This is a genomic window from Dyadobacter arcticus, from assembly GCF_011762185.1.
GTDB lineage: Bacteria > Bacteroidota > Bacteroidia > Cytophagales > Spirosomataceae > Dyadobacter > Dyadobacter arcticus.
In genome coordinates this window covers 116,354-139,952 of sequence record NZ_JAASQJ010000006.1, presented here as the reverse complement: position 1 = coordinate 139,952, position 23,599 = coordinate 116,354, and the positions used below count along the sequence as shown (strand labels likewise).

The window sequence follows — 23,599 nt, the reverse complement described above, 5'->3', positions numbered from 1 at the left end:
TTTCTTATTGGTTTCTTTGCTTACATTAACTTCGCTTTTTAATACTTGCATCATTTCAAATGAGCCTCGTGTCCCCGTTTCAGTTCAATGGTTTGCGTTCCCGGTTTCACGGAGAGCTTTATTATGATAATTCCACTTTGCATGCAGCTCAAAAGTCCATTTATGCGACCGATGCGTCGGTATATCAGGAAATGCCTTTGGCAGTGGCGCTACCCAGGACGAGTGCGGATATTAAAACATTGATTGAATTTGCCCGGAGCAACAAAGTGACCCTTATCCCACGCGCCGCTGGAACATCGCTGGCAGGGCAGGTGGTTGGGAGCGGAATTGTGGTGGATATATCCAAACACTTTAATAAAATACTGGAAGTCAATGCGGTAGAAAAGTGGGTAAGGGTTCAGCCGGGTGTAATCAGGGATGATCTCAATAAACATCTGGCGCAATATGGCCTTCTGTTTGGCCCGGAAACTTCAACAGCTAGCAGGGCAATGATCGGAGGGATGATCGGGAACAATTCCTGCGGTTTGCATTCCATCACCTGGGGTACCACCCGCGATCATTTGCTGGAAGTAACCGCTTTACTTTCCGATGGCTCCGAAACAGTCTTTAATAACCAAAATATTGGCGAGTACACGAATAAGGTCTCGGAAAAACAAATAAAAGGACAGCGCGAGCAGGCGGTATTGGCTGGTATGTTTGGGCTGATTTCGAATCCGGTTGATCAGGAATTAATCAAAAAGCAATTCCCGAAACCATCCGTAACACGAAGAAATTCGGGCTACGCACTGGATGCTTTGGTCAGTAATTTTGAAAAGGGCGAAATCAATCTTTGTAACCTGATTGCAGGTTCGGAAGGGACATTGTGTTTTGTGACAGAGGCGAAATTAGCATTGGTGGACGTGCCTCCTGCATCGGTGGGCGTAATTTGCGTCCATGCCAATTCATTAGCCGAATCCTTATTGGCGAATCAGGTGGCAATGCAATATCATCCCAAAGCCTCCGAGCTGGTGGACCGGTACATCATGGATTTTACCAAAAACCACACGATTTATTCTCAAAACCGCTTTTTCATGCAGGGTGATCCGGCTGCATTGCTGATGGTCGAGTTTTGGGGGGATTCAGATGCGGAAGTAGAAGCTCAGGCTGCGGCCCTCATCTTCGAATTAAGGTCAAAAAATCTTGGCTATGCTTATCCCTTATTATTTGGCAGTGACGCAACCAAAGCCTGGGATATCAGAAAGGCAGGTTTAGGATTGATCCGCAACCTGCCGGGCGACACGCAGCCGGTGAACCTGATCGAGGATTGCGCGGTGGCGGTGGAAGACTTGCCTGCTTACATTGAAGAATTGGCAGCACTTCTAAAAAGCTATGGTTTGCACGCATCATACTATGCACACGCAGGAGCGGGAGAATTGCACGTCGAGCCGATGATTAATCTCAAAACCAGCGAAGGCAAGCAGCAATTCAGAGATGTTTTAGCAGATACTGCAAAGCTTGTGAAAAAATACAATGGTGCGCTTTCGGGTGAACATGGCGATGGACGGTTAAGAGGAGAATTTATTCCTTTTATGATGGGGGAGGAAGTGTATGAAATGTTCAGGCAGGTAAAGCGAATCTGGGATCCGGAAAGCATTTTTAATGCCAATAAGATCGTCGATACCCCGCCAATGAATGAATTTCTACGCTATCAGCAGGACAAAAACCAACCTGAGATCCAAACTATTTTTGATTTTTCCAGACAGGAAGGTATGTTGAGATTAGCCGAAAAATGCAGTGGATCAGGCGATTGCCGTAAAACAGAACTGACCGGCGGAACCATGTGCCCGAGCTACATGGCAACACGCAGGGAGCGTGATACCACCAGGGCCAGGGCCAATATTTTGAGACAATATTTAACTCCTGCCAATAAAAAGGAACATATCGGCGTCAATCAGGAAATGGTGAAGGAAGTGCTGGATCTGTGTTTATCCTGCAAAGGCTGCAAGTCCGAATGTCCATCGAGTGTGGATATTGGCAAAATGAAGGCTGAGTTCACCCAGCAATACTATGAAACCCACGGCATACCGCTCAGAAGCAAGCTTATAGCCAATTTTTCCAAACAAATGAAACTCGCGTCCATTGCACCCTGGGCATTCAATGGTGTCTTTGGAAATCCTTTTTTGCGGAAAATTGCTAATAAGATTGTAGGCTTTCACCCGGATCGTACGATGCCTATGCTGCGTAGCCAGACCCTAAAACAATGGTGGGAAAACAGGAAGAAAAGCGCAATTAATGCAAGCAAGCAAGTCTATCTTTTTTGCGACGAGTTTACTAATTACAATGATGTGGAGGTTGGAAAAAAGGCGGTGGAATTGCTGGAAGCATTGGGTTATGAGGTGATTATCCCTGAACACAGAGAGTCCGGACGGTCATATCTATCTAAGGGATTTGTGAAAGAAGCGCAAAAACTGGCCATCAAAAATGTAAGTCTTTTAAAAGATAAAATAACTTACAACATGCCATTAATCGGCATTGAACCATCGGCTATCCTATCTTTTCGCGATGAGTACATTGATCTCGTTCCTGAAAATCTACGGGACGATGCTCAAAGGATTTCTGAAAATGCGCTGTTGTTTGAAGAATTTATAGCGCGGGAAATTGACGAAAAACGCATCAATAAAACTGTTTTTACACAAAAAAAGCAGCTTATTAAGCTGCACGGACATTGTCATCAAAAAGCATTGTCTACACTAACGGCCTCCAAAAAAGCCTTATCTCTTCCCGAAAACTATCAGGTTCAATTAATCCCGTCGGGCTGTTGCGGAATGGCGGGTTCTTTCGGTTACGAGGTTGAGCATTATGACGTCTCCATGCAAATCGGCGAGTTGGTATTGTTTCCGACTATTCGACAGCAACCTGAGGAAGTAATTATTGGCGCTTCGGGAACCAGTTGTCGTCACCAAATCAAAGATGGAACAGGACGTAAAGCATTACATCCTGTTGAAATATTATGGAATGCGTTAGCGCAGTAACGCTTACTGAGTATCGCGAACGCCCTGATTAATCGTATCGGAAGCAATAGAATCCACTACTGCGGCATTGTTTTCCGTACTGGTTTCCGCAGGATTCTCCGCTTCTTTGAAATTTTCTTTGTGATTGAAAAACCCTCCCCAGAAGGCTATCAGCATCAATACAATGCCAACACCCAAGATCCACTTCCACACGTTTTTGGTATTTTTCGTTGCTTTCGCTTCCTTATCCGTTTCCTGACTGTTCATGGTTCAATAATTTAATTTTTGATAGACCTACCATTTTTGTACCAATGATAAAAGCAGTCATTTCAGGTCATTTATATAACATTGTGTTGATAAAATTTCCCCAAACCAAGTCGTTTGTAATAAATGTAATAAAACGGCTATGTTTGATGTTAGCATAATTGGAAATTCGTTCCAAACCCCAGCTCACCACAAGTTCAAAGCCATATTCATGAAAATTTCCCTGACAAAGCAGGCGCTACTGATCTTCACTTTTTTATTAGTCCATTCACAAATCCAGGCACAGAATACCAGAGGTTTTTTTTCGGTCACAGGCGGATATAGTTTGCCGGTTGGTGAACTCGCCCGGGAAAAACTTGATGACCCCTTTGCAGGATTAACCGGATCCGGCTATTTCGGTCAGGCGAATTTTGATGTCCGTATTGCAAGGTGGATCGGCTTACGGGCTTCGGGAAGTATGAATTATAATAAAACAAATTCCCAGCCAATTATTGACAAGGCAAATTCTTACGCGCAAGTGCTTGGCGAAACCTATAATTGGCAAAGTAGTGTTTCGAGATGGAAGTTGGCCGCATTAATGATTGGGCCGGCCTTATATATCAATTTTAATCGAGTCCAGATCGAATTGCACGCGCAGGGTGGTAAAGTTTGGGCTAATTCGCCTTCCGTAAACCTGATAGGGACATCCGAAGCGGGCGGTGAGCCCATTACAGTCGATTTGAAACCGGCTTCAACGAGTGCTTATGGACTTGCAGGCGGCGCGAGTTTGAGGGTTCCATTGTCGGGCCACTTATATTTTCAATTAAGTGGGGATGTAATAGGCGCTGAGGCCGAAATTAAGGATGTAACGATCCGTGCAGTGAGAGGTACGCTTGATTTTTCAGAAAAAGTAAGTGAGAAGCGTTTTATTGGCGTCGTCAATGTAGGTGCCGGCTTAGGCATCGCTTTTTAAAAAATACATTCATTTTGCCGTTCAGGTGTCCGGAAAGGGCTTTCGAATGCCGTATTGGTATTGAATGAAATGCCAATTAATGTTTTACCACTTACTTCCCGGCCCGCATATCCCAGGGCTTTTTTCTCACGCGCGATACCTAATGCTGTCACCACAATCTCGTTGAACTGCGTGGCATCCTTTTCCAGCGAGACTTCAATTTTAGTGCGCGGCTGGTACCTTTGATCAGAATGCTCGTCCCGGGAAGATTCCCGTCGGTGGACTGCACCTTGCCTTTGATGTCAAGATCTTTGAAATACCAGGCATTTGAATTACTATATTTGCACCCAATTCAAAAAAAACGGCGGTTCTGGCCGTTATATCGCATATTCGAATATTAGCACGCAATGAAGGTTCTTAAATTTGGCGGTACCTCTGTCGGGTCGGTTGACAGCATTAAAACAGTTATTAGGATTCTTGAAGAAAACCTGGAAAAGGGAGAGCGGTTTGCGGTCGTGTTTTCAGCGATGGGCGGCGTTACCAATCGCCTGATCGAAATCGGGAAAATGGCGTCTGCCGGAAATGCGGACTATGTCGAATTCCTCAAAGGCGTTGAAGAACGTCATTTTGCAGTGGTAAGAGGTTTAATTCCTGTCAAAAACCAAAGCAGCACATTTGCGGCGGTAAGAGGGCTTTTTAATGAATTGGAAGACATTTTAAAAGGTGTTTCCTGGATTAAGGAGCTGTCAGAGCGGACATTAGACCTGATCATGAGCTTTGGGGAAAGACTTTCCACGATGGTGATTACGGAGATACTGAAAAGCAAAGGCTTGAATGCTGAGTTTTGTGACGCCCGCCAGATCATCCATACCAATGCCACTTACGGCATGGGTGATGTTAATTTTGACATTACCAATCAACAGATTTTAGAATATTTTGCCAAAACATCGGCGCTCCAATGCGTCACCGGTTTTATTGCGTCTACTGCGGAAGGTGTGACCACCACATTGGGCCGCGGCGGATCGGATTACACAGCTTCCATCGTTGCAGCTGCGCTGGATGCGAGGTCCATTGAAATCTGGACGGATGTGGATGGGATGATGACGGCCGACCCGCGGAAGGTGGCCAATGCTTTTACAATTCCTTCTATTTCCTATGCTGAAGCCATGGAATTGTCGCATTTCGGCGCAAAAGTTATTTACCCGCCCAGTTTGCAGCCTGCTTTTGCGCGGAACATTACATTAAAGGTTCTGAACACATTCAATGTCGATTTTGAGGGGACTTATGTTCAGAAATCCGCTAACGGTAAGGAGTATGCGATCACCGGAATTTCTTCCATTGATGAGATCGCACTAGTGAACATTCAGGGCAGCGGGATGATTGGGGTGGCAGGGATATCAGGAAGGCTGTTCACATCACTTTCCAATAATGCGATCAGCGTCATCCTTATTTCCCAGGCGTCTTCCGAGCATTCGATCTGTTTTTCCATTGACCCAAAAAACGCCCAGCGCGCCAGCGAAGTTTTGGAAAAGGAATTTGCAGCAGAAATTAACCTGGGACATATTGACAGCATTGTAATCGAAAAAAACCTTTCGATCATTGCGATCGTGGGAGAAGGTATGAAAAAGAGTACCGGCGTTTCGGGCAAGCTGTTTTCTGTTTTGGGTAAAAATGGAATTAATGTAGTGGCCACGGCACAGGGGTCTTCTGAATTAAATATCTCGGTCGTTATTGCAAAAAGTGACTTATCCAAAGCACTTAACTCCATTCACGGCGTATTTTTCCAATCAGAAACACGCTCTCTTAACCTTTTTATAGTAGGCGTAGGATTGATTGGAGGTACTTTAATCGAACAAATAAGAAACCAGACCAAGTATCTCAGAGAAGAAAGACTGCTGAACCTAAATATCGCGGGTCTTTCCAATACCAAGAAAATGTTGCTCGATCCGGATGGCATCAAGCCTGAAAATTGGCTGGCGAGGGTAATGGACGAGGGAGTGAAAACAAGTTTGCCAGCATTTGTTCAGCGCATGATCGAGCTGAACTTGCCCAACAGTGTTTTTGTGGATTGTACATCGGACAAGGACATTGTGCAATACTACCACATGCTGCTAGATGCCAGTATTTCGGTGGTAACCCCCAATAAAGTAGCCAATTCAGGCTCGTATTCTGAGTATCTTTCTTTGCAGCGGACTGCATTGCAGCGGGGTGTTAAGTTTTTATATGAAACCAATGTTGGCGCCGGCTTGCCGATTATCAATACTATTCAGGGCTTAATGTCGAGTGGAGATAAGTTTCTAAAAATTGAGGCGATCCTTTCGGGTACATTATCCTTTATATTCAATAATTTCAATTCGGAGAACAGGTTTGTCGATATCGTAAAAGAGGCGAAGGCCAAAGGGTTCACCGAACCAGATCCCCGGGACGACCTGAGCGGAGCGGATGTAGGTCGTAAAATCCTGATTCTCGCACGCGAGGTAGGCGTCCCACTGGAACCCGAGGAAATCAAAATTGCCCAGATTCTGCCGGGTAACTGTTTGAATGCGCCCACTGTGGACGCTTTTTTCAGGGAACTGGAAATTTCAAACCCCTACTTTGCTGAAAGCCAATCCAATGCAGAGGCAAACGGAATGAAATTGAGATACATTGCCACGCTGGAAAACGGAAAAGCCAGCATCGAGTTAAAATCAGTTGATTCGCAGCATCCCTTTTATACGCTATCCGGGAGTGACAACATTGTTTCCTTTACCACTGAAAGATATAAGGACCGTCCACTGGTGATTAAAGGCCCAGGCGCGGGTGCAGAAGTGACAGCCTCCGGCGTTTTTGCCGATATCATGAGTATCAGCAGCTATTTAGGTTAGCAGATTTTAAAGAAAAAATGAATTCAGTTAAAGCTTTTGCCCCGGCTACGGTTGCCAATGTTGCGTGTGGGTTTGATATATTCGGATTTGCGATAGAGGAGCCGGGCGATGTTGTGGAGCTTAGTAGGCGGGACGAGCCCGGGATTGTCATTACCAGTATTATTGGAGATGAAGGCAGGTTGCCTCGCAATGCTGAAAAGAATGCTGTAACTGTTGTCATGCTGCATTTGCTGAAACATCTGAGGATCAAGGATCTTGGATGCGAGGTAATCCTTCATAAAAATATGCCTTTGGGCAGCGGAATGGGGTCCAGCGCCGCCAGTGCAGTCGCTGGCGTGGTGGCGATGAACGAACTGCTCGGTAACCCGCTTACCCGCGAAGAACTGCTTCCCTTTGCCATGGAAGGGGAACGCATCGCCTCAGGTTCGGCGCATGCCGATAATGTGGGGCCATCGCTTTTGGGCGGTTTTGTGGTGATTAGAAGCTATACTCCGCTGGATATTTTTACGATCCCGGTTCCCGAAGATCTGTATTGCACATTGGTTCACCCTGATATTGAGATCAATACAAAGGACGCGCGCTTTATTCTTCGCAATGAAGTTTCGTTGAAAAATACGATCGCCCAGATGGGTAATGTGGCCGGATTGGTAGCCGGATTAATGAAAGCCGACTACGATTTGATCGGCCGTTCCATGGTGGATGTGATTATTGAGCCTGTACGTTCCATTCTTATTCCTGAATTTAAGGAAGTAAAACAGGCGGCCATTTCCAATGGTGCATTGGGATGCAGCATTTCAGGTGCCGGACCATCGATGTTTGCATTGAGCCGCGGAATTGACAATGCCCGAAAAGCCGGAGAAGCCATGCAGAAAAGGTTCGCGGAAGCTGGAATTGAAGCTGGATTGCATGTTTCAGCCATTAATAAAAATGGGGCGATGGTTTTGGCAGAGTAGAAGAGGTTTTCTTTTCCTCTTCCGTGAACTTTCGTAAACGATACAGATGTTAATTGTCTAAGATAAAAAATAAAAATTATGGTTACTGTAAGCGATACTGCCAAAGGCAAAATAGTGGAACTTCGTCAGGCCGATGGTTTCATAGACGATTACCAGATCCGTGTGGGAGTTTTGGGCGGCGGCTGTTCCGGATTGACCTATAATCTGGAATTTAACTCAGATTCCAAGCCCAATGATATGGTTTTTGAGGATAAAGGAGTAAAAATAATTGTCGATAAAAAAAGCCTTTTGTATCTCGCAGGAACTACGCTCGATTTCTCTGACGGATTAAACGGAAAGGGTTTCCAGTTTATCAATCCCAATGCAACCCGTACCTGCGGGTGCGGTGAAAGCTTCGCGGTTTAGGTAAATTTAAAAATATTTTATTTTGTGGGACGCGCTCTGAAATTCAGGGCGCGTTTTTTTTATAGTGTTGAAAGAATTTATTTTACCGGCGTTTACACACGACAGCCCAGGCTGTTTAAAATATTCTGAATGAAACCAACTCTTTTGATTTTAGCTGCGGGTATCGGCAGCCGTTACGGAGGTATCAAACAACTGGATCAGTTTGGCCCCAATGGAGAAACTATCATCGATTATTCTTTATTTGATGCAATCCGAAGCGGTTTCGGAAAGGTAGTATTTATTGTTCGTCAGGAAATTAAGGATAATGCCGAAGCGCTGTTCGCGCCAAAGCTGGTTGGTAAGATCGACTTTGATTTTGCGATTCAGGGTGTCCAATCCTACGTTCCGGAAGATCTGGGTGTTGTAGACCGTATTAAACCCTGGGGAACAGGCCACGCCACATTATGCGCCTGGGAGCAGACGGACACGCCATTTGCGGTGATCAATGCTGACGATTTTTATGGGCTTAACGCATTCCAAACAATGTCTGCGTTTCTGCAAAATGACATGAACCCTAACCAGCACGCGATGATTGGTTATGAACTTAAACGCACGCTATCAGAAAACGGCACAGTTTCAAGAGGCATTTGTGTGGAGCGCGAAGATCATAATCTTGAATCAGTCATTGAACGAACCAAAATCTTCGGCGAAAACGGCCTCATTTACTTTGAAGAGGATGATATTAAAACGGAACTACCCCCCGAAACCCCTGTTTCCATGAATTTTTGGGGGTTCAAACCTACGATGTTCCCAATTACCAAGGATTTATTCGATTCATACTCACGAGCAAACATTCATACCCCGAAAGCAGAATTCTACATTCCCACGGTGATGACCCATATTATCAAAAACGGGTTAGGCGATTGCCGGGTTTTTCGTACTTCTTCCAATTGGTTTGGAGTTACGTATCCGGAAGATAAGCCGACTGTGCAGGCTTCGTTGGCTGCGCTGCATGTGTTGGGGGATTATCCTAAGAAGCTTTGGGATTGATATCCTATTTCTGCACCAGCGCTTCCAACATCTTCTCTGCTAAAAACACGTTCCCCGCATCAGTAAGATGCACTCTGTCAGAAGTCAAGATCCCTTTCTCTTTGTTCTCAGGATTGTTTTGAATCAGGTAATCCTGGAAGGACTTTCTCAGATCGCAAAGTTGCACGCTATTGCGGCTCGCGATTTCGCGGATTAGTTTGGCATATTGGTTGAGGTCGCCGTCCTGGGCATTGGAATTGTCATTTCTTTCGCCAATCACGGTAGGCGTGCAAACGATCACCCGGATGTTCTGGGCTTTCAATTTCTTGATTAATGCTTCATAAAATTTTACGTACTTATCAGCATCGGTACCTGTTCCTGAAGACGCTTTGTGCCATACGTCATTGATCCCCACATAAATAAAAACGACATCCGGCTTTTTGGCGAGAACGTCATCTTCAAGCCGCAGGTAGAGATCGTAGACTTTGTTGCCGCCGATACCCGCCCCAATCAGCTCATATTCGGCATCCTGTCCTTTTGCTCTCAACATTTCACTCACTTTGGTAATATAACCGGTTGGGCCTACACCAGCCTGAGTAATGGAATCTCCGAAAAAAACGACTTTCAGCGGCTTATCCGCACGCATGGCTATCAAGGGTAATGCAAAAAATGCAATCTGAAATATTTTAAAAAGTAGCTTCATAAAAATATTAGTGGGTTTTTTAGGGGAAAAGACAATCATTCGAAGAAGTTACCCTTGGTGAATACCAGGATCAATGGGTCTTAATGATGCCAATCTGTGGCGAATCTGTACCGTATTGCAATGTGAAATGCGTCCCTGGCAGCAATTGGATTTCCATTTCGACCGGCAATTCCAATTCCCGGATCTTGTTTTCAACTAATGCCTGAACGTGCAGAATGTTGTTTTGCTTTTGGCAGCTAAGCACTTCGGCGTGGATGATCAGATGGCCGGAAGGTGTTTTTTTATTTAAATAAACCTCATAAGGCGTGCCGAAACTCACCAACTTTCCATTGTCCATTACCGCCACCTGTTCGGCCAGCCGGAAAATTTCTCCAATGTCGTGGGTAACGATAATAACCGAAAATTGATATCGCTGCTGAAATTTCAGAAGCAAATCCTGCAACTGATGGCGCATGATGTGGTCTAATGCGGCAAAGGGTTCGTCCAGCAAAAGCAAATCGGGTTTCAGTACCAAAGCGCGGGCCAGTGCCACACGCTGCTGCTGCCCTCCCGACAATTGAAAAGGTTTTCTCCCGCTTAACTGAGTAAGTCCGGTGTCTTTTAACAGATCAGCCACAATGCCCTGATCCTCTCCTTTTGACAAGGCGAAGAGCAGATTTTCTCTTACCGTCATGTTAGGGAAAAGAGCATAATCCTGAAAAACAAAACCAATGTTCCGCTGCTGGGTAGGTAATTTTACATTTAAATCGGAGTCAAACCAGGTTGTGGAGTTGAAACTAATCCTGCCAGTTTCCGGATTGATCAAACCGGCTATTTGCTTCAATAAGGTCGTTTTTCCTGCGCCGGATGGTCCGGTAAGTGCCATGATATGTCCTTTCGGTAGCTGGAATGAAACCTCCATCGGTAAAATCCCTATAGCAGTGTGAAGGGAATGCCTGATATGGAGGTCAAGAAGGTTGTCGGACACGAAGCAGGCTATTGTTGACAGAATATACTATCAGCAAAATAACGAATGTTATGGCAAAAAGCACCATCGCATATTGGTTCGCGGCGGTGTAATTCAACGCTTCCACTTCATTATAAATGGTGACTGAGGCCACTTTTGTTACGCCGGGAATGTTGCCGCCAATCATCAGCACCACCCCGAATTCCCCAACCGTATGGGCGAATGTAAGCACGAAGGCAGTCAGTATGGCCGGTTTGCAATTGGGAAGAAGCACTTTGAAGAACGTGTCCCATTCACTTTTGCCCAATGTGTAAGAAGCTTCTCGCAGTGATAGCGGCAATGATTGCAGCCCCGCCCGGATCGGGTAGATCATAAATGGAAGACTATACAAAACGGATGCAATCACCAATCCAGGAAATGAAAAAACCAGTCGAAGACCGAATATTTTCTCAATATATGCCCCAAACCAATAGGAAGGGCTGAATGCCAAAAGCAGGTAAAACCCGATTACAGAAGGCGGCAAAACCAAAGGCATCCCAATAATCGCTTCTGCAATGCCCCGCCCCTTAAACTTTCCAAAAGCAAGCCAGTAAGCCAGGGGCAATGCAATGATCAGGAGTATGACGGAGGTGATCGTCGCCAGTCGGAAAGTAAGCCAGAGGGGTTGGAGGTCCATTTTTTAATTTTGAATGAGTGAATGAGTGGAATTTTTAATGAGTGGAGTTTTGAATGAGTGAATGAGTGAATGAGTGAATGAATGAGTGAATGGAATTTTAATTGAGTGTCACTTCTAGTCATAAATTGTCATTTGCAGTCATGAAGTTTTATTTTTTTTAATTGGTAATAGTTTTTGAAAACAACAATTGACCATCCCCGACAACATTATGACGATCAGTGACCAAAATGACAATTCACTCATTCACTCGTCAGTCACTCATTCGTTTCTATACCCATATTTCCTGAAAATCGCTTTTGCTTTTTCGGAGTACAAAAACTTGTAAAACGCTTCGCTGGTTGCTTTTTTGGGGGAGTCTTTGCTGTGTTTTAGGAGGATTGCGGCTTGTTGGATGGATTTGTAAAGGGTTGAATCGACGGTTATGTAGTGGCCTTTGCCTTTCATTTCAGGAGATAGGACAATGGATAACGCGTTAAAACCTGCTTCCACGGATCCGGAGGTGATGTATTGCGCGGTTTGTGCGATGCTTTCGCCGAAAACCAATTTTTTTTCGGTTTTTTCAAAAAGATCGCGGGCTTTTAAAACCTGCACTGCGGCTTCTCCGTAAGGCGCTGTTCTTGGGTTAGGAATAGCAATTTTCTTTAATCGGTCCGTTGCCAGCATTTCTAGGCTAAGTTCATTTTCAGGAATCGTTGAAGACCAGAGTACTAATGTTCCCAATGCGTAAACTTTTGGTTTGTCTTCTGAGCCTCCGTTATCGAAAATTTCCTGCGGATATTTTGTATCTGCCGACACAAAAACATCGAACGGTGCGCCTTCACGAATCTGGGTCGTCAGCTTTCCGGACGAGCCTACCACGATCTGAATTTGCTTACCTGATTCTTTCTCGAATTCCCTCTGAATTTCCTTCATCACGTACTGAACATTGGCAGCGGTAGCGATAATTATTTTTTCAGAAGGCTCTGAGCAGCCTGTGAAAATCAGCAAGAGTAAAAAAGGAAGGCGTCGAAAGTTCATATCGCAATTTAATGAAAACCATCTCTTTCACATCTTTCAAAAAATATCTGCACAGGAATTTATCGTAAATTGCGCCCCATTTCAGCATATGCCAAACGTGGCCCGGTAAAAAGCTAATAGCTACCGTGCGACGGCCGCAGCTAATAGCTTTCAATAACAAATGATTATAGATACCGCCCAACGTACCAAGCAAACTTCGGAATACTATTTTTCCGTCAAACTGGCCGAAGTACGCAAGCTTATTGCAGAAGGAAATGATGTGATCAATCTCGGGATCGGAAACCCGGATATGATGCCTTCACAGAAAACACTGATTGCGCTGTCCGAAGCGGCGCAAAAGCCTCAGGCACATGGTTATCAGCCGTATGTCGGAACACCAGCTTTCCGCAATGCTATTGCAGGGTTCTATGCGCATACATATGGTGTCCAATTAGATCCGGGATCTGAAATTTTACCGTTATTGGGGTCAAAAGAAGGTATTACCCACATATCTTTAACTTTCCTTGATCCTGGCGATGAGGTACTTGTGCCAGAATTGGGCTATCCGGCGTACCGGGCAGTGAGCCAAATGGTTGGTGCAATCGTAAAAGAATATCCGTTGCTTGAACAGGAAGGCTGGCAACCGGATTGGAAGGCGATGGAATCCCTGGTAACGCCGCGGACCAAGATCATATGGTTGAATTACCCGCACATGCCTACCGGCGCGCCCGCTACAAGACAATTGTTCGAAAATGCCGTCGCTTTTGCAAAAAAACATCAGATTTTGCTTTGTCATGATAATCCTTATAGCCTGATACTGAACAAGAAGCCACCTATAAGTCTGCTGGCGACCCAAGGTGCAAAGGATGTTGCGATTGAGCTTAATTCGATGAGCAAGTCCCACAACATGGCTGGCTGGCGGCTAGGCTGGCTTTCGGCTTCAAAGGCTTATGTCAATGCTGTTCTTACGATCAAAAGCAATGTAGATTCCGGAATGTTCTGGGCGATGCAGGAAGCTGCGGTTACAGCTTTGAAGAATTCAGACGCATGGCATACCGAGAGAAATGCAGTGTATCAAGGCCGACTGGATGCGGCTGAGGCGCTTTTAAATGCATTGGGCTGCACCTGGGACCAAAAGCAGGAGGGAATGTTCCTTTGGGGAAAGCTACCTGAAACGGTCGTATCCGCCGAAATTCTCGTAAATACACTTTTGATTGAAAAGCATGTTTTTATTGCGCCGGGCTTTATTTTTGGGCCAAAAGGACAGCGTTATATTCGTCTCGCGCTCTGCATGCCAAAAGAGCGCATTTGGGAAGCGGTAAAAAGGATAAAAGATTAGGCTTGTTTTCATTAAGATATATTTTCAAATGGTTATCAGCATTATTGGTATTGGTTTATTGGGTGGGTCATTTGCACTGGCATTAAGGGAAAAATACCCGAATATCAGGTTTGTGGGCGTCGATAACTCTTCTGTAAATCAAAAAATAGCGCTTGCAAAAGGTATTGTGAATGAAATCGTCAGCCTTGAAGCCGCGTTACAGATTTCGGAACTCAATGTGCTGGCAACACCTGTGGACGCTATCACGAGCCTGCTACCATATATGCTGGATCATTTGCCTGAAGGCCGGACAATCATGGATTTAGGCTCAACCAAAGAACTGATTTGCAAACTGGCCGACACACATTCAAAACGCGGACAATTTGTGGCGGTCCATCCCATGGCTGGTACCGAAAACTCAGGACCGGGCGCTGCATTTAAGGAATTGCTACCCGGCAAAAATGTGATCATTTGCGATAAAGAGAAAAGCAACCCCGATTCCCTGGGTTTGGTGGAAACATTCCTGCGCGACAGCGGGATGCAAATTCATTATATGATGCCTGTGGAACATGACCTGCACCTTGCTTACGTTTCACACCTTAGCCACATTAGTTCTTTTGCGTTGGGATTGACGGTATTAGATAAGGAACGCGATGAAAAGGCGATTTTTGATATGGCGAGCACCGGTTTTTCTTCCACAGTGCGTCTAGCCAAAAGTTCGCCTCAAATGTGGGCCCCGATTTTTGACCAGAATAAAACCAATGTGTCAAAAGCATTGGGAGATTATATTGAACTGCTGAAAAAATTTAAAGAAGCCATTGATAGCGAAGACCTGGATATGAGCCTGAATTTCATGAACCGGGCAAATGATATCGGCCGCATCCTGGCAGGTATTGAAAAAAAATAAGGAACTGTTTTATTTCTTAATTAATTGAAAATTAGGTAATTACATTCTAATTTTCATCTTTTAGGAACCATTGGTGCAAAAGTGGCTGTTAACCTTTCGTCTCTGACATCTTGTTTTTGATCCTACCTTCATAAGAAAGAAAGCAGATTTTTCAATTAAACAATCAAAAATGACAAAGGCTCAGGCGGTTCTTGTAGCAGCGTTCATTGCGCTTAGCGTTTCCTTCGGAATTCATCAGATCAATCCATTTTCCAATCTTTCTTCTTCAAAAGGCATCACAGTCATCAAGGCTGACTCTATTGCAAAACCACAATGGATAGCGCTTTACGATTCATTGAACCTTAAAAAACAAGGGTTGTCGGAAAAGGCATTTTACTATGCCTGGTACGGCTTCCAAAAAATGAAATTGCAGAATTCCGTCATGGCCATTGCTGATTTCACCCAATCCTCCCGCAACAAAAGACTTTATGTAATTGATTTGATCAAAAGAAAAGTCTTACTGAACACTTACGTGGCTCATGGACGTAATTCCGGTGAGGAGTTTGCTGATAAATTCTCTAATAATAATTCATCTTTTCAATCCAGCCTGGGTTTTTATAAAACTTTGGGCACATACCAGGGGAAGCACGGCTTATCGCTTCGTTTGGAAGGTTTGGAAAAGGGAATCAACGACCGCGCGTTGGAACGGGCGATCGTGATGCATGGAGCAGATTATGTAAGTGAAAATTTTATCAAAAATACGGGCAGACTGGGCAGAAGCCAGGGATGTCCGGCTGTTTCCATTGCGGATTCCAAAAACCTGATTACTCTGATGCACAATGGTGCAGGTTTATTCATTTATTCTGCCAGCCAAAAATATTTCAAGTCGTCGCCTCTTTTGTCAGGACTTTTACCTGAACTTGAAATTCAGGGTCAGACCCTGGGAGATCCTCTTTTGTACACATCAGGAAAGTAAAGCAATTCCCCTTTTTCATTACAATCAGCTCCCAGATAAAGCAAGAAAACAGGTATTCTGACTTGTAGCTTGTGCCATTTCGGCGGAACTGAGACGGTATCAGGTTCAGTCATGAAATCATTGTCCAGCAATTTGGTACCAGCCATATAATTCGCTAGATCCGTCGGTCTTTGAACTCTGACGCACCCATGACTCCTCCACCTCGAATCGCTTGCAAACAGATATCTCGCATTGGTATCATGCAAATAAATAGCGAGCGGATTTTTAATTTCGACCTTCAATAACCCCAACGAATTGTCTTCGCCCGTTTCCTGCCTGAAACGGTATGGAAATTTCTCTGCAGTTAAGTCCTTCCAATCGATATCTTCCGGATTGAGCGCTTCGCCTTTGTTATTAATAATCTCAATTTTGTTTCTGGATAGATATTCAGCGTCTTTCATTGCCTTTGGGAAAATTTCCTTGATTGCAATGCTTTTTGGCACGTTCCAATAAGGATGCGTTACAATGCTTGTGGCATAAGTATCAATGGTAGGAGTAGGCGTATCCATTTTTCCAACAACAGTCCGCATGGACAATCTATGTTGCCCGGCCGAATCCATCGCCGTCAGATATGCCCCTCGAATGTTGACCAGTACGAATCTTGGCGCGCCTTTGGCTTGGCGGTGGATCCAGCGGTAAGCATTCAAAGCTTCCGCAACATAGGCAGCACTATCCCTTTTATTTTCTTTTAGAAGCCTGGCATAGTGAATTTTAAGGTTATGATAAACCGGAAAAACAGGTTCCAGTTTCTGAAAAGCCTTTTCAACAGATTCACCCTTCACTAATTGTTCTGCTACCTCACGGATCAACGAGGTGTCTGCTTTGATCACCTTTTCGGTATATCGAATAGTGGGTTTATGTCCAAAACCTGTTTCTTCCAGCAACGCAAAAACCGGGGCAGTATCACCTGTTGAGGCAAATTTATTTGTATCAATGCCCGCATTTTTGGTGAATTCCAGCAGCTTCTCGTAGCTCTTGTTCTTACTAAGTTCTTCCGCCAGTTCCTGATTAGACATTTCCTTTGGATCTTTCCGGCAGGATTGTAAAATGGCAAGCGACAGGAGAATGAGGAGAGGTAAATATCTGGCGTTGCCCAGACCTGAAAGCATTTGCATTGTATCGTGGTTTAAGTAATACCACCAACATACAATTGTTGTGCCATGCTTTGCAAGAGAAATTCACTTTGAAAACGCGGTGCTATTCGTTCCTCAAACTCTTGACCGGATCGGCCAATGCAGCACGTAAAGCCTGAAAACTGATCGTCAGCAGCGTCATTGCCAAGGCGCCAATTCCTGTCACTACGAAAATCCACCAATTAATGTCAGTACGGAAAGGATAGTGTTCAAGCCATTTGGTCAGGCTGAGCCAGGCGAGCGGAGAAGCAACGACGATGGCGATCATGACCAGTTTGAGGAAATCTTTGGAAAGCAACGCAACGATGCCTGCAACCGACGCGCCCAAAACCTTCCGTATCCCCACTTCCTTGGAACGTTGCTCGGCGGCCTGAACCACCAATCCAAAAATGCCTAATGCAGACAGGAACATGGTAAGCCCGCTAAAAAAGATAAATAATTGTTGAAGCTTGATTTCAGATTCATATTGTTTGAATAGAAGATCATTAACCTCATTGATATCCAATAGTTTGGATGGATAAAATTGCTTCCAAAGTCGCTGAACAGACGCAGTAACCTGACGTTCCGTTCCCGGCTGAACACGAATAAGCATTCCGCCATATTGCGGCGAACGGTGCGCAAGGATCAATGTTGGCTTAACCGGCTCATATAAAGATTCATTGTTAAAATCCGCAATCGTCCCAATCGGTACTGTTTTCGTACTTGCTATCTGTTCATTTAATTGTTTGACGCCCAGCAATTTCGCGGCAGTAGCAGTCATCAACGACGCCTGCATCAGCGAGCTTTGCTCATATTTGGCGAAATCAGCTTGCTGTAATGAGTCCGCATTCAATGCATCCGTTGAGAAGCTGCTGCTGAACATTCGGCCACTGACTAATTTCAATCCCAATGTTGCGGGCAGGTCCACATCTCCGGCTATAAACCAAACCTGGATTCTCCTTTCCGCATTGATCGGATCAGGGACTTCCTTGGTCATGTAGCCGCCACCTTGGGTAGGCAACCATTGCGATGTGCTTGCACGGACAACGCCCGGAATGCGCAGCAGCTCGGTTTTGAAGGCGTCGGCTTTCCCGTCCCAGGAAACAGAGCCAATGCTGAGCAGGTTGTTTTTATCATAACCCAAATTCTTGTTTTCCATCAGACTTAGCTGTTTCCAAACGACAATGGTAGCAAGCAGGATTACAATGGAAATTGAAAATTGCAGGACCACGAGACTTTTTCGCAAAGTATTTTGGCCCACGGCTGTGGTAATGATCCCGCGCAGGGTATTGGCAGGTTTGAAACCTGATATAAGCCAGGCAGGATACAGGCCGGTGACCAAACCGGTTACAAAAATGGTAAGCACGGCATATCCAGCCAGCGACAGGTTGGTTGTAAATGTCTGCACAAGCCGATGGCCCAGAAAATCTTCAACGGAATGTAGCGAAAGGTAGTAGAGCGTGGCAGCGGCGGCGACTGATAATGCAAAGAGGATCAATGTTTCGGTCAGGAATTGTATGATCAGCTGATAACGCGAGCCACTCAATATCCTGCGCATTCCCGCTTCTTTGAGCCTCGCAAATGCCCGGGCGGTGCTGAGATTGACGAAATTGACGCAAGCAATGAATAAAAGGAGCAATGCAGTTCCCGAGAAAATCTGGATGATTCGCGCATCGCCCTTAACCCGCTGGCCGTCCGAAAAGTCAGAATGCAGGTAAATGCTTTCCATCGGCTGAAATTCAATTTGCTTGGCACCCTTGTCTTTATTTACCGCCGAGTACCATTTGTTAACCCTGGATGTGAACGACGCTATGTCAGTCCCGGGTTTTAGCATCACATAATTTTGAGAATAGGAATAAAAGCCTACTGCTGCGTATGCCTCTGGCTTATTTTGCTCCACCCAGATCACATCCGCCCGTAAATGACTATTATAAGGTAAATCATCAACGATACCTGTGATGAGATATGGATTGCCTTTTGACTGATAACTTGGGATATCATAAATGATTTTGCCAGTCAAATCCTGCCCTGGGAAAAATTTGGCAGCGTAACTTTTGGTTAGGACAATGTTGTTGGTTCCGTCTACAAAATGTCGGGGATTGCCCGACAATACTTTTATATCCAGCATTCCCCATGCTGTTGTATCCATTCTCAGCAACTGGGTTTTTATGCCTTCCGGATCTGTTCCTTTTAATTTGAAATAACGTGACGGATTTGAGAACATAGACCAGGCCTGAACTTCCGGATAGAGTTTCTGCAACTCTTGGGCCAATCCTTCGTGAGAGGAAGACATGCGTTCAACGATACCTTCGCCTTTTTTGTCTGCAGAAACAATCCTGTAAATGTCTTTGCTACGGCTCCATTGCTTGTCATAAGAAAGGCTGTCGATGACCACTGTCGCGACCATCATACAGGCCCAAAGCCCTATACTGAGGCCGATCAGGTGGATAAATGTATATCCTTTGTTTTTTAAAAGTACCCGCGAGCCGATTTTGATGTAGTTTCTGATCATTTCAAAGCTGAATAAGGGAAGAGAAGGATATGGAGAAGGTTTTCTTTTTAAAATAGAAAATTGAAGAAGCGCGATTACTTCTTTAACATAAAATAAAATCGCTTTTTGGCGTCCGTAGCGGTTTAAACGCAGGGTGTAGCGTTCCTGAAGATCACCGATCAATTCTTCACGCAAATGTGGCGCACATATTTTTGAAGCAAGCTTATCCAGCCATCTAGGCGGCAGCGCATTGGGCTTACTTGATTTGTCAGGAGTCATATAGGTGGCTTTGGAAATTAAGAAAAATCAAGACCTATTTTGGTGAGCGTCTCCGGTTCAATGCGGCTCCATAAATTGTTCCTCACCGAACGGACGTCGCTCAGGATTTTTCCCCCGTAAGCTGTCATTGTAAACAATCGTTTTCTCCTGCCGCCACGTTCCTGCGTTGCCTCGCCCAAGTAAGAGCTCAGGTAACCCTTTTGTTCCAGCCGCTGCAAGGCCGCGTGGACAGCACCGGTGCTGACTGCATGGCCGGTTTCTTTCTCCAGTTCCTCAGCTATGGCGACCGAATACGCCATCGGGGTCGTCGCCGCTACGGTAAGCAGCACAATTTCTTCGAATTCACCTAAATCACTTCTTCTCATTGCGATGTCGAGTAAAAATAAATATCGTGATCTATTTCATCTATTTCCGTATATCAAATACTTTGCCAAAGAAAAAAACCACCATCGTGAGCAGATAAGCTGTTTCTTCAATTATAGTATTGTTCAAAAGCGGACAGGAAATGTCCGCCGCTGCACAAAAAAAGCCAGGCAAATGCCTGGCTTGTGACCGCGACGGGAATCGAACCCATATCTAGAGTTTAGGAAACTCCTATTCTATCCGTTGAACTACGCAGTCTATTGTACCATATCTAGAGTTTAGGAAACTCCTATCGGGCGCCGCGCGCTCTATCCGTTGAACTCCGCAGTCCCAATTGGGGTGCAAAACTTGCGAAAAATCATTTCAATTACAAGTGATTATTCTTCCGTTTGTACTGCTGTATAGCCCAGATCAAGCCAATTGGGATAAATAGAGAAGTGTTTTTCCTTAACCATTGAAAATAACGTGTTTTTTAACTCGTCAATATTTTCCTTGTTTTCTGCCGAAATAAAAACCACATGATCCGCTTTGTCAGCGATATAACTTCTTTTCAATTGCTCCAAAGTAGTTTCCTTTACCGGGACATCTTCCTCTTCCTCATCGTCTGCATTGAAAGAAGGATTATAGATATCGATTTTGTTGAAGACCAGAATAATAGGCTTGTTTGCGGCACCGATTTCTTCCAGCGTTTTGTTGACAACATCCAGATGTTCCTCAAAAGACGGATGCGAAATATCAACAACATGCAATAAAATATCCGCTTCACGCACTTCATCCAATGTTGATTTAAAGGATTCAATCAGCATGGTAGGGAGCTTACGGATAAACCCTACTGTATCAGTCAGCAGGAAAGGGATGTTTTCCATATTTACCTTCCTTACGGTCGAGTCGACGGTTGCAAATAGTTTGTTTTCAGCAAAAACATCGGCTTTTGCCAGCCCGCGCATCAGCGTCGATTTCCCGACGTTTGTATATCCCACAATCACGACCCTTACCAATCGGTCACGTTCTTTTCTCCGGGTAACACTTTGCTTATCAACTTTTTCCAGTTTTTCTTTCAGAAATGCGATCCGGTCTTTAACGATCCGCCTATCCGTTTCCAGTTCAGTTTCCCCTGGTCCGCGCATCCCGACGCCGGCACCCGATTGACGACTTAAGTGCGTCCATAATCGGGTTAGTCTTGGATACATATATTGGTACTGCGCCAATTCCACCTGCAATTTAGACTGTGCAGTTTGCGCCCGCATCGCAAAAATTGCTAGAATCAGCAGGCTTCTATCAATCACTTTTATTTCAGAGAAAGTTTCTTCCAGGTTCCTTACCTGCGAGGTAGTTAGGTCATCATCATAAATGACCATATCTACTGGATTTGCGGTTATGAAAGTGACAATCTCTTCCAGTTTGCCCTTTCCAGTGTATGTACGGATATCGGGCCTTTCCAGGTTTTGGGTAAATGTCTTAACCGTCTCAACTCCAAGAGTAGTGGCCAGAAAAGCCAGCTCTTCCAGATATTCCTTTGTTTTTTCAATGGGTTGCTTTTGCGTACTAACAGCCACTAAAATAGCTGTTTCTTGTTTTTCAGCCGTGGAGTACAGTTTCTTTTTATCAATCATGCATTGTTTTTTTTTAATACTAAAAATTTAATCGGAATTCAAATGCAACCGGGAAAGAGTAGAGTGGCAACGGTTTGCAAACTTCAAAAGTTCACCGGCCTGAGCCGTGAAATTACATTTAGTTTTAACAAAACCATTTTTTTGTTTGATTCTTAAAAGATCCGTTTTGTATATTTGCGCAAATTCCGAAAGCCGATGCTGCTCTTAATACTCGGACTACAAGCTTAGTCCCCCGACCTTCACGGTCTCCTTTCCGTTTTTGTTTTAGGTGATCCAACCGGGTATCCAACGGGGTCACAAATTTTCATTATTTACTCATTTCAATTTTTTTTTACCCATGAAAAAGTGGTTTCAACTACTTCGTCAGGCCGTTCGTGGCTCCGAAGAAAGTTTTACCGAGGGAAGCATTAATCGCGCTATATTTTTACTTTCCGTTCCCATGATCCTGGAAATGGTCATGGAGTCATTGTTTGCCGTTGTTGATATCTTTTTTGTATCAAAAGTAAGTACCGAGGCTGTGGCGACAGTTGGTCTTACCGAGTCCGTGATTACCTTAATGTATTCCGTTGCTATTGGCCTAAGTACCGCGGCTACGGCGACCATTGCCCGCCGCATTGGTGAAGGCAATCCCGCCCAGGCGCGGCATGCAATTGGTCAGGTAATTCTCATTTCACTTGCCATTTCATCTGTCATTGCCGTGGTTGGGACGGTGCTGGCCGGTGATATTCTGAGATTAATGGGCGCGGACGACAAGGTCATCGCGACCGGCACCAACTTCGCAAGAATACAGTTCCTGAGCAGCCCGGTGGTGGTTTTGTTATATTCATTGAGCGGCGCTTTAAGAGGCGCGGGGTCTCCTGCCACGGCCATGCGGTCGTTGATTATTGCCAATGGATTCAATATGGTACTCGGGCCGATTTTGATTTTTGGGATTGGGCCCTTTCCTGAATTGGGTGTAACCGGGGCAGCTATTGCAACGGCCATTGGCAGGTCAATTGGCGTAAGCTACCAATTGTTTTCCTTGACCAGGGTCAACAAAATGCTGGGACTTGTTTGGGAAGATCTGCGGCCCAATCCGGAGACGATCCGGGTGATTCTTAAAGTTGCAGCCGGAGGGACGGTTCAGTTTCTGATTGGTTCTGCCAGCTGGATTTTCCTGACGCGTATACTCTCAGAGTTCGGCAGCGACGTAGTAGCGGGTTATACCATTGCAATCCGGGTTATCATGTTCACATTATTGCCGGCCTGGGGATTGGCCAATGCTGCTGCAACCCTGGTTGGTCAAAATTTGGGTGCGGAAAAGCCGGAAAGGGCAGAGGCATCGGTCTGGAAATGTGCGTTTTACAATTTCATTTTCCTGGTCGGATTGTCCGTTTTTATGTTTTTGGGAGCTGAGACCATTGTTAGCTGGTTCAGTACCAATGCAAAAGTTGTTGAAACCGGAAAAACGGCGCTTCGGGTTTTATGTCTTGGTTATGGATTTTATGCCTACGGTATGGTAGTGATCCAGTCGCTCAATGGAGCCGGTGACACCAAAACGCCGACTGTACTGAATTTGATCTGTTTTTGGACGATTCAAATTCCTGCAGCCTACCTGCTGGCCATCATTCTGGATCTGGGGCCGATAGGTGTTTTTGCGGCAGTTCCTATCGCAGAGTCTGCATTGGCTTCTTTGGGAATATGGCGTTTCAGGCTTGGTGGCTGGAAGGCGGTGAAGGTGTAGAATTTAGTCATTTGTGGTCATTTATAGTCATAAATTGTTAAGGGTGTAAATGTGATTTCAATA

Annotated in this window: 20 protein-coding genes and 1 tRNA gene; 10 read left to right on the top strand and 11 right to left on the bottom strand. The window is 45.0% G+C overall.

Annotation, left to right across the window (positions count from 1 at the left end; all coding sequences use genetic code 11):
• Positions 1-59: 59 nt before the first annotated feature.
• The gene (locus tag FHS68_RS24265; protein ID WP_167276179.1) at positions 60-3,011 is read left to right on the top strand and encodes an FAD-binding and (Fe-S)-binding domain-containing protein; all 2,952 of its coding nucleotides are present in this window, start codon (positions 60-62) and stop codon (positions 3,009-3,011) included.
• Between the two features lie 3 nt (positions 3,012-3,014).
• Here the strand turns inward: FHS68_RS24265 and FHS68_RS24260 are convergent, their stop codons facing one another.
• Entirely contained in the window at positions 3,015-3,257 is a 243-nt protein-coding gene (locus tag FHS68_RS24260) for a hypothetical protein (RefSeq protein WP_167276177.1), read from the bottom strand.
• 208 nt (positions 3,258-3,465) lie between these two features.
• On the opposite strand from FHS68_RS24260, the gene FHS68_RS24255 reads away from it, so the two are divergent.
• Positions 3,466-4,206, top strand: a complete 741-nt coding sequence (locus FHS68_RS24255; protein WP_208408432.1) for a hypothetical protein — start codon at positions 3,466-3,468, stop codon at positions 4,204-4,206.
• On the opposite strand, the gene FHS68_RS26300 is transcribed toward FHS68_RS24255, so the two are convergent.
• Positions 4,203-4,358: a hypothetical protein gene (locus FHS68_RS26300; RefSeq protein ID WP_208408430.1), complete on the bottom strand. Its 156-nt coding sequence runs from the start codon at positions 4,356-4,358 to the stop codon at positions 4,203-4,205. The two genes, FHS68_RS24255 and FHS68_RS26300, sit on opposite strands and share 4 nt — an antisense overlap.
• Positions 4,359-4,592: 234 nt before the next feature.
• On the opposite strand from FHS68_RS26300, the gene thrA reads away from it, so the two are divergent.
• The 4 genes from thrA (at position 4,593) to FHS68_RS24230 (ending at position 9,436) form a co-directional block, all read left to right on the top strand.
• A complete protein-coding gene (gene thrA / locus FHS68_RS24245) occupies positions 4,593-7,049 on the top strand; it encodes a bifunctional aspartate kinase/homoserine dehydrogenase I (RefSeq protein ID WP_167276176.1) in 2,457 nt (818 codons plus the stop codon).
• A 17-nt stretch (positions 7,050-7,066) separates the two neighbouring features.
• Positions 7,067-8,002, top strand: coding sequence for a homoserine kinase (locus FHS68_RS24240; protein WP_167276174.1), 936 nt, complete (start codon positions 7,067-7,069; stop codon positions 8,000-8,002).
• Between the two features lie 78 nt (positions 8,003-8,080).
• The gene (locus tag FHS68_RS24235) at positions 8,081-8,407 is read left to right on the top strand and encodes a HesB/IscA family protein (RefSeq protein WP_167276172.1); all 327 of its coding nucleotides are present in this window, start codon (positions 8,081-8,083) and stop codon (positions 8,405-8,407) included.
• A 129-nt stretch (positions 8,408-8,536) separates the two neighbouring features.
• Positions 8,537-9,436, top strand: a complete 900-nt coding sequence (locus FHS68_RS24230) for a nucleotidyltransferase family protein (RefSeq protein ID WP_167276171.1) — start codon at positions 8,537-8,539, stop codon at positions 9,434-9,436.
• A 4-nt stretch (positions 9,437-9,440) separates the two neighbouring features.
• Here the strand turns inward: FHS68_RS24230 and FHS68_RS24225 are convergent, their stop codons facing one another.
• From FHS68_RS24225 to modA, 4 genes are all read right to left on the bottom strand, one after another.
• A complete protein-coding gene (locus FHS68_RS24225) occupies positions 9,441-10,118 on the bottom strand; it encodes an SGNH/GDSL hydrolase family protein (RefSeq protein ID WP_167276169.1) in 678 nt (225 codons plus the stop codon).
• Positions 10,119-10,188: 70 nt separating this feature from the next.
• Positions 10,189-11,019, bottom strand: a complete 831-nt coding sequence (locus FHS68_RS24220; RefSeq protein WP_167276167.1) for a sulfate/molybdate ABC transporter ATP-binding protein — start codon at positions 11,017-11,019, stop codon at positions 10,189-10,191.
• A gap of 46 nt (positions 11,020-11,065) precedes the next feature.
• Positions 11,066-11,740 (bottom strand): molybdate ABC transporter permease subunit, encoded by a 675-nt coding sequence (gene modB, locus FHS68_RS24215; RefSeq protein ID WP_167276166.1) that lies wholly within the window; start codon positions 11,738-11,740, stop codon positions 11,066-11,068.
• Positions 11,741-11,998: 258 nt separating this feature from the next.
• Positions 11,999-12,757, bottom strand: coding sequence for a molybdate ABC transporter substrate-binding protein (modA, locus tag FHS68_RS24210; protein ID WP_167276158.1), 759 nt, complete (start codon positions 12,755-12,757; stop codon positions 11,999-12,001).
• Positions 12,758-12,917: 160 nt separating this feature from the next.
• Here modA and FHS68_RS24205 point away from each other — a divergent pair, with 160 nt between their 5' ends.
• The 3 genes from FHS68_RS24205 (at position 12,918) to FHS68_RS24195 (ending at position 15,916) form a co-directional block, all read left to right on the top strand.
• The gene (locus FHS68_RS24205; protein WP_167276156.1) at positions 12,918-14,075 is read left to right on the top strand and encodes a pyridoxal phosphate-dependent aminotransferase; all 1,158 of its coding nucleotides are present in this window, start codon (positions 12,918-12,920) and stop codon (positions 14,073-14,075) included.
• A gap of 28 nt (positions 14,076-14,103) precedes the next feature.
• Entirely contained in the window at positions 14,104-14,961 is an 858-nt protein-coding gene (locus FHS68_RS24200) for a prephenate dehydrogenase (RefSeq protein WP_167276154.1), read from the top strand.
• A gap of 169 nt (positions 14,962-15,130) precedes the next feature.
• On the top strand, positions 15,131-15,916 hold the full coding sequence (locus tag FHS68_RS24195; protein ID WP_167276152.1) for a murein L,D-transpeptidase catalytic domain family protein: 786 nt from the start codon (positions 15,131-15,133) through the stop codon (positions 15,914-15,916).
• On the opposite strand, the gene FHS68_RS24190 is transcribed toward FHS68_RS24195, so the two are convergent.
• The 5 genes from FHS68_RS24190 to hflX all read right to left on the bottom strand — a co-directional run bounded on the left by FHS68_RS24190 (position 15,874) and on the right by hflX (position 21,813).
• Entirely contained in the window at positions 15,874-17,070 is a 1,197-nt protein-coding gene (locus FHS68_RS24190; RefSeq protein WP_167276150.1) for a L,D-transpeptidase family protein, read from the bottom strand. The two genes, FHS68_RS24195 and FHS68_RS24190, sit on opposite strands and share 43 nt — an antisense overlap.
• 82 nt (positions 17,071-17,152) lie before the next feature.
• Entirely contained in the window at positions 17,153-19,837 is a 2,685-nt protein-coding gene (locus tag FHS68_RS24185; RefSeq protein ID WP_167276148.1) for an FtsX-like permease family protein, read from the bottom strand.
• A gap of 17 nt (positions 19,838-19,854) precedes the next feature.
• A complete protein-coding gene (locus tag FHS68_RS24180) occupies positions 19,855-20,202 on the bottom strand; it encodes a PadR family transcriptional regulator (protein ID WP_167276147.1) in 348 nt (115 codons plus the stop codon).
• A 184-nt stretch (positions 20,203-20,386) separates the two neighbouring features.
• Positions 20,387-20,458: transfer RNA gene (locus FHS68_RS24175), tRNA-Arg, on the bottom strand.
• A 119-nt stretch (positions 20,459-20,577) separates the two neighbouring features.
• On the bottom strand, positions 20,578-21,813 hold the full coding sequence (hflX, locus tag FHS68_RS24170) for a GTPase HflX (protein WP_167276144.1): 1,236 nt from the start codon (positions 21,811-21,813) through the stop codon (positions 20,578-20,580).
• A gap of 337 nt (positions 21,814-22,150) precedes the next feature.
• Here hflX and FHS68_RS24165 point away from each other — a divergent pair, with 337 nt between their 5' ends.
• Complete coding sequence (locus tag FHS68_RS24165; protein WP_167276141.1) at positions 22,151-23,536, top strand: MATE family efflux transporter; 1,386 nt, start codon at positions 22,151-22,153, stop codon at positions 23,534-23,536.
• Positions 23,537-23,599: the final 63 nt, after the last annotated feature.

Excerpts from the sequence above, each read along its gene's own strand:
- FHS68_RS24265 (WP_167276179.1), top strand. The coding sequence starts at position 60 with ATGAGCCTCGTGTCCCCGTTTCAGTTCAATGGTTTGCGTTCCCGGTTT.
- FHS68_RS24260 (WP_167276177.1), bottom strand. The coding sequence starts at position 3,257 with ATGAACAGTCAGGAAACGGATAAGGAAGCGAAAGCAACGAAAAATACC.
- FHS68_RS24255 (WP_208408432.1), top strand. The coding sequence starts at position 3,466 with ATGAAAATTTCCCTGACAAAGCAGGCGCTACTGATCTTCACTTTTTTA.
- thrA (WP_167276176.1), top strand. The coding sequence starts at position 4,593 with ATGAAGGTTCTTAAATTTGGCGGTACCTCTGTCGGGTCGGTTGACAGC.
- FHS68_RS24240 (WP_167276174.1), top strand. The coding sequence starts at position 7,067 with ATGAATTCAGTTAAAGCTTTTGCCCCGGCTACGGTTGCCAATGTTGCG.
- FHS68_RS24235 (WP_167276172.1), top strand. The coding sequence starts at position 8,081 with ATGGTTACTGTAAGCGATACTGCCAAAGGCAAAATAGTGGAACTTCGT.
- FHS68_RS24230 (WP_167276171.1), top strand. The coding sequence starts at position 8,537 with ATGAAACCAACTCTTTTGATTTTAGCTGCGGGTATCGGCAGCCGTTAC.
- FHS68_RS24225 (WP_167276169.1), bottom strand. The coding sequence starts at position 10,118 with ATGAAGCTACTTTTTAAAATATTTCAGATTGCATTTTTTGCATTACCC.
- FHS68_RS24220 (WP_167276167.1), bottom strand. The coding sequence starts at position 11,019 with ATGGAGGTTTCATTCCAGCTACCGAAAGGACATATCATGGCACTTACC.
- modB (WP_167276166.1), bottom strand. The coding sequence starts at position 11,740 with ATGGACCTCCAACCCCTCTGGCTTACTTTCCGACTGGCGACGATCACC.
- modA (WP_167276158.1), bottom strand. The coding sequence starts at position 12,757 with ATGAACTTTCGACGCCTTCCTTTTTTACTCTTGCTGATTTTCACAGGC.
- FHS68_RS24205 (WP_167276156.1), top strand. The coding sequence starts at position 12,918 with ATGATTATAGATACCGCCCAACGTACCAAGCAAACTTCGGAATACTAT.
- FHS68_RS24200 (WP_167276154.1), top strand. The coding sequence starts at position 14,104 with ATGGTTATCAGCATTATTGGTATTGGTTTATTGGGTGGGTCATTTGCA.
- FHS68_RS24195 (WP_167276152.1), top strand. The coding sequence starts at position 15,131 with ATGACAAAGGCTCAGGCGGTTCTTGTAGCAGCGTTCATTGCGCTTAGC.
- FHS68_RS24190 (WP_167276150.1), bottom strand. The coding sequence starts at position 17,070 with ATGCAAATGCTTTCAGGTCTGGGCAACGCCAGATATTTACCTCTCCTC.
- FHS68_RS24185 (WP_167276148.1), bottom strand. The coding sequence starts at position 19,837 with ATGACTCCTGACAAATCAAGTAAGCCCAATGCGCTGCCGCCTAGATGG.
- FHS68_RS24180 (WP_167276147.1), bottom strand. The coding sequence starts at position 20,202 with ATGAGAAGAAGTGATTTAGGTGAATTCGAAGAAATTGTGCTGCTTACC.
- hflX (WP_167276144.1), bottom strand. The coding sequence starts at position 21,813 with ATGATTGATAAAAAGAAACTGTACTCCACGGCTGAAAAACAAGAAACA.
- FHS68_RS24165 (WP_167276141.1), top strand. The coding sequence starts at position 22,151 with ATGAAAAAGTGGTTTCAACTACTTCGTCAGGCCGTTCGTGGCTCCGAA.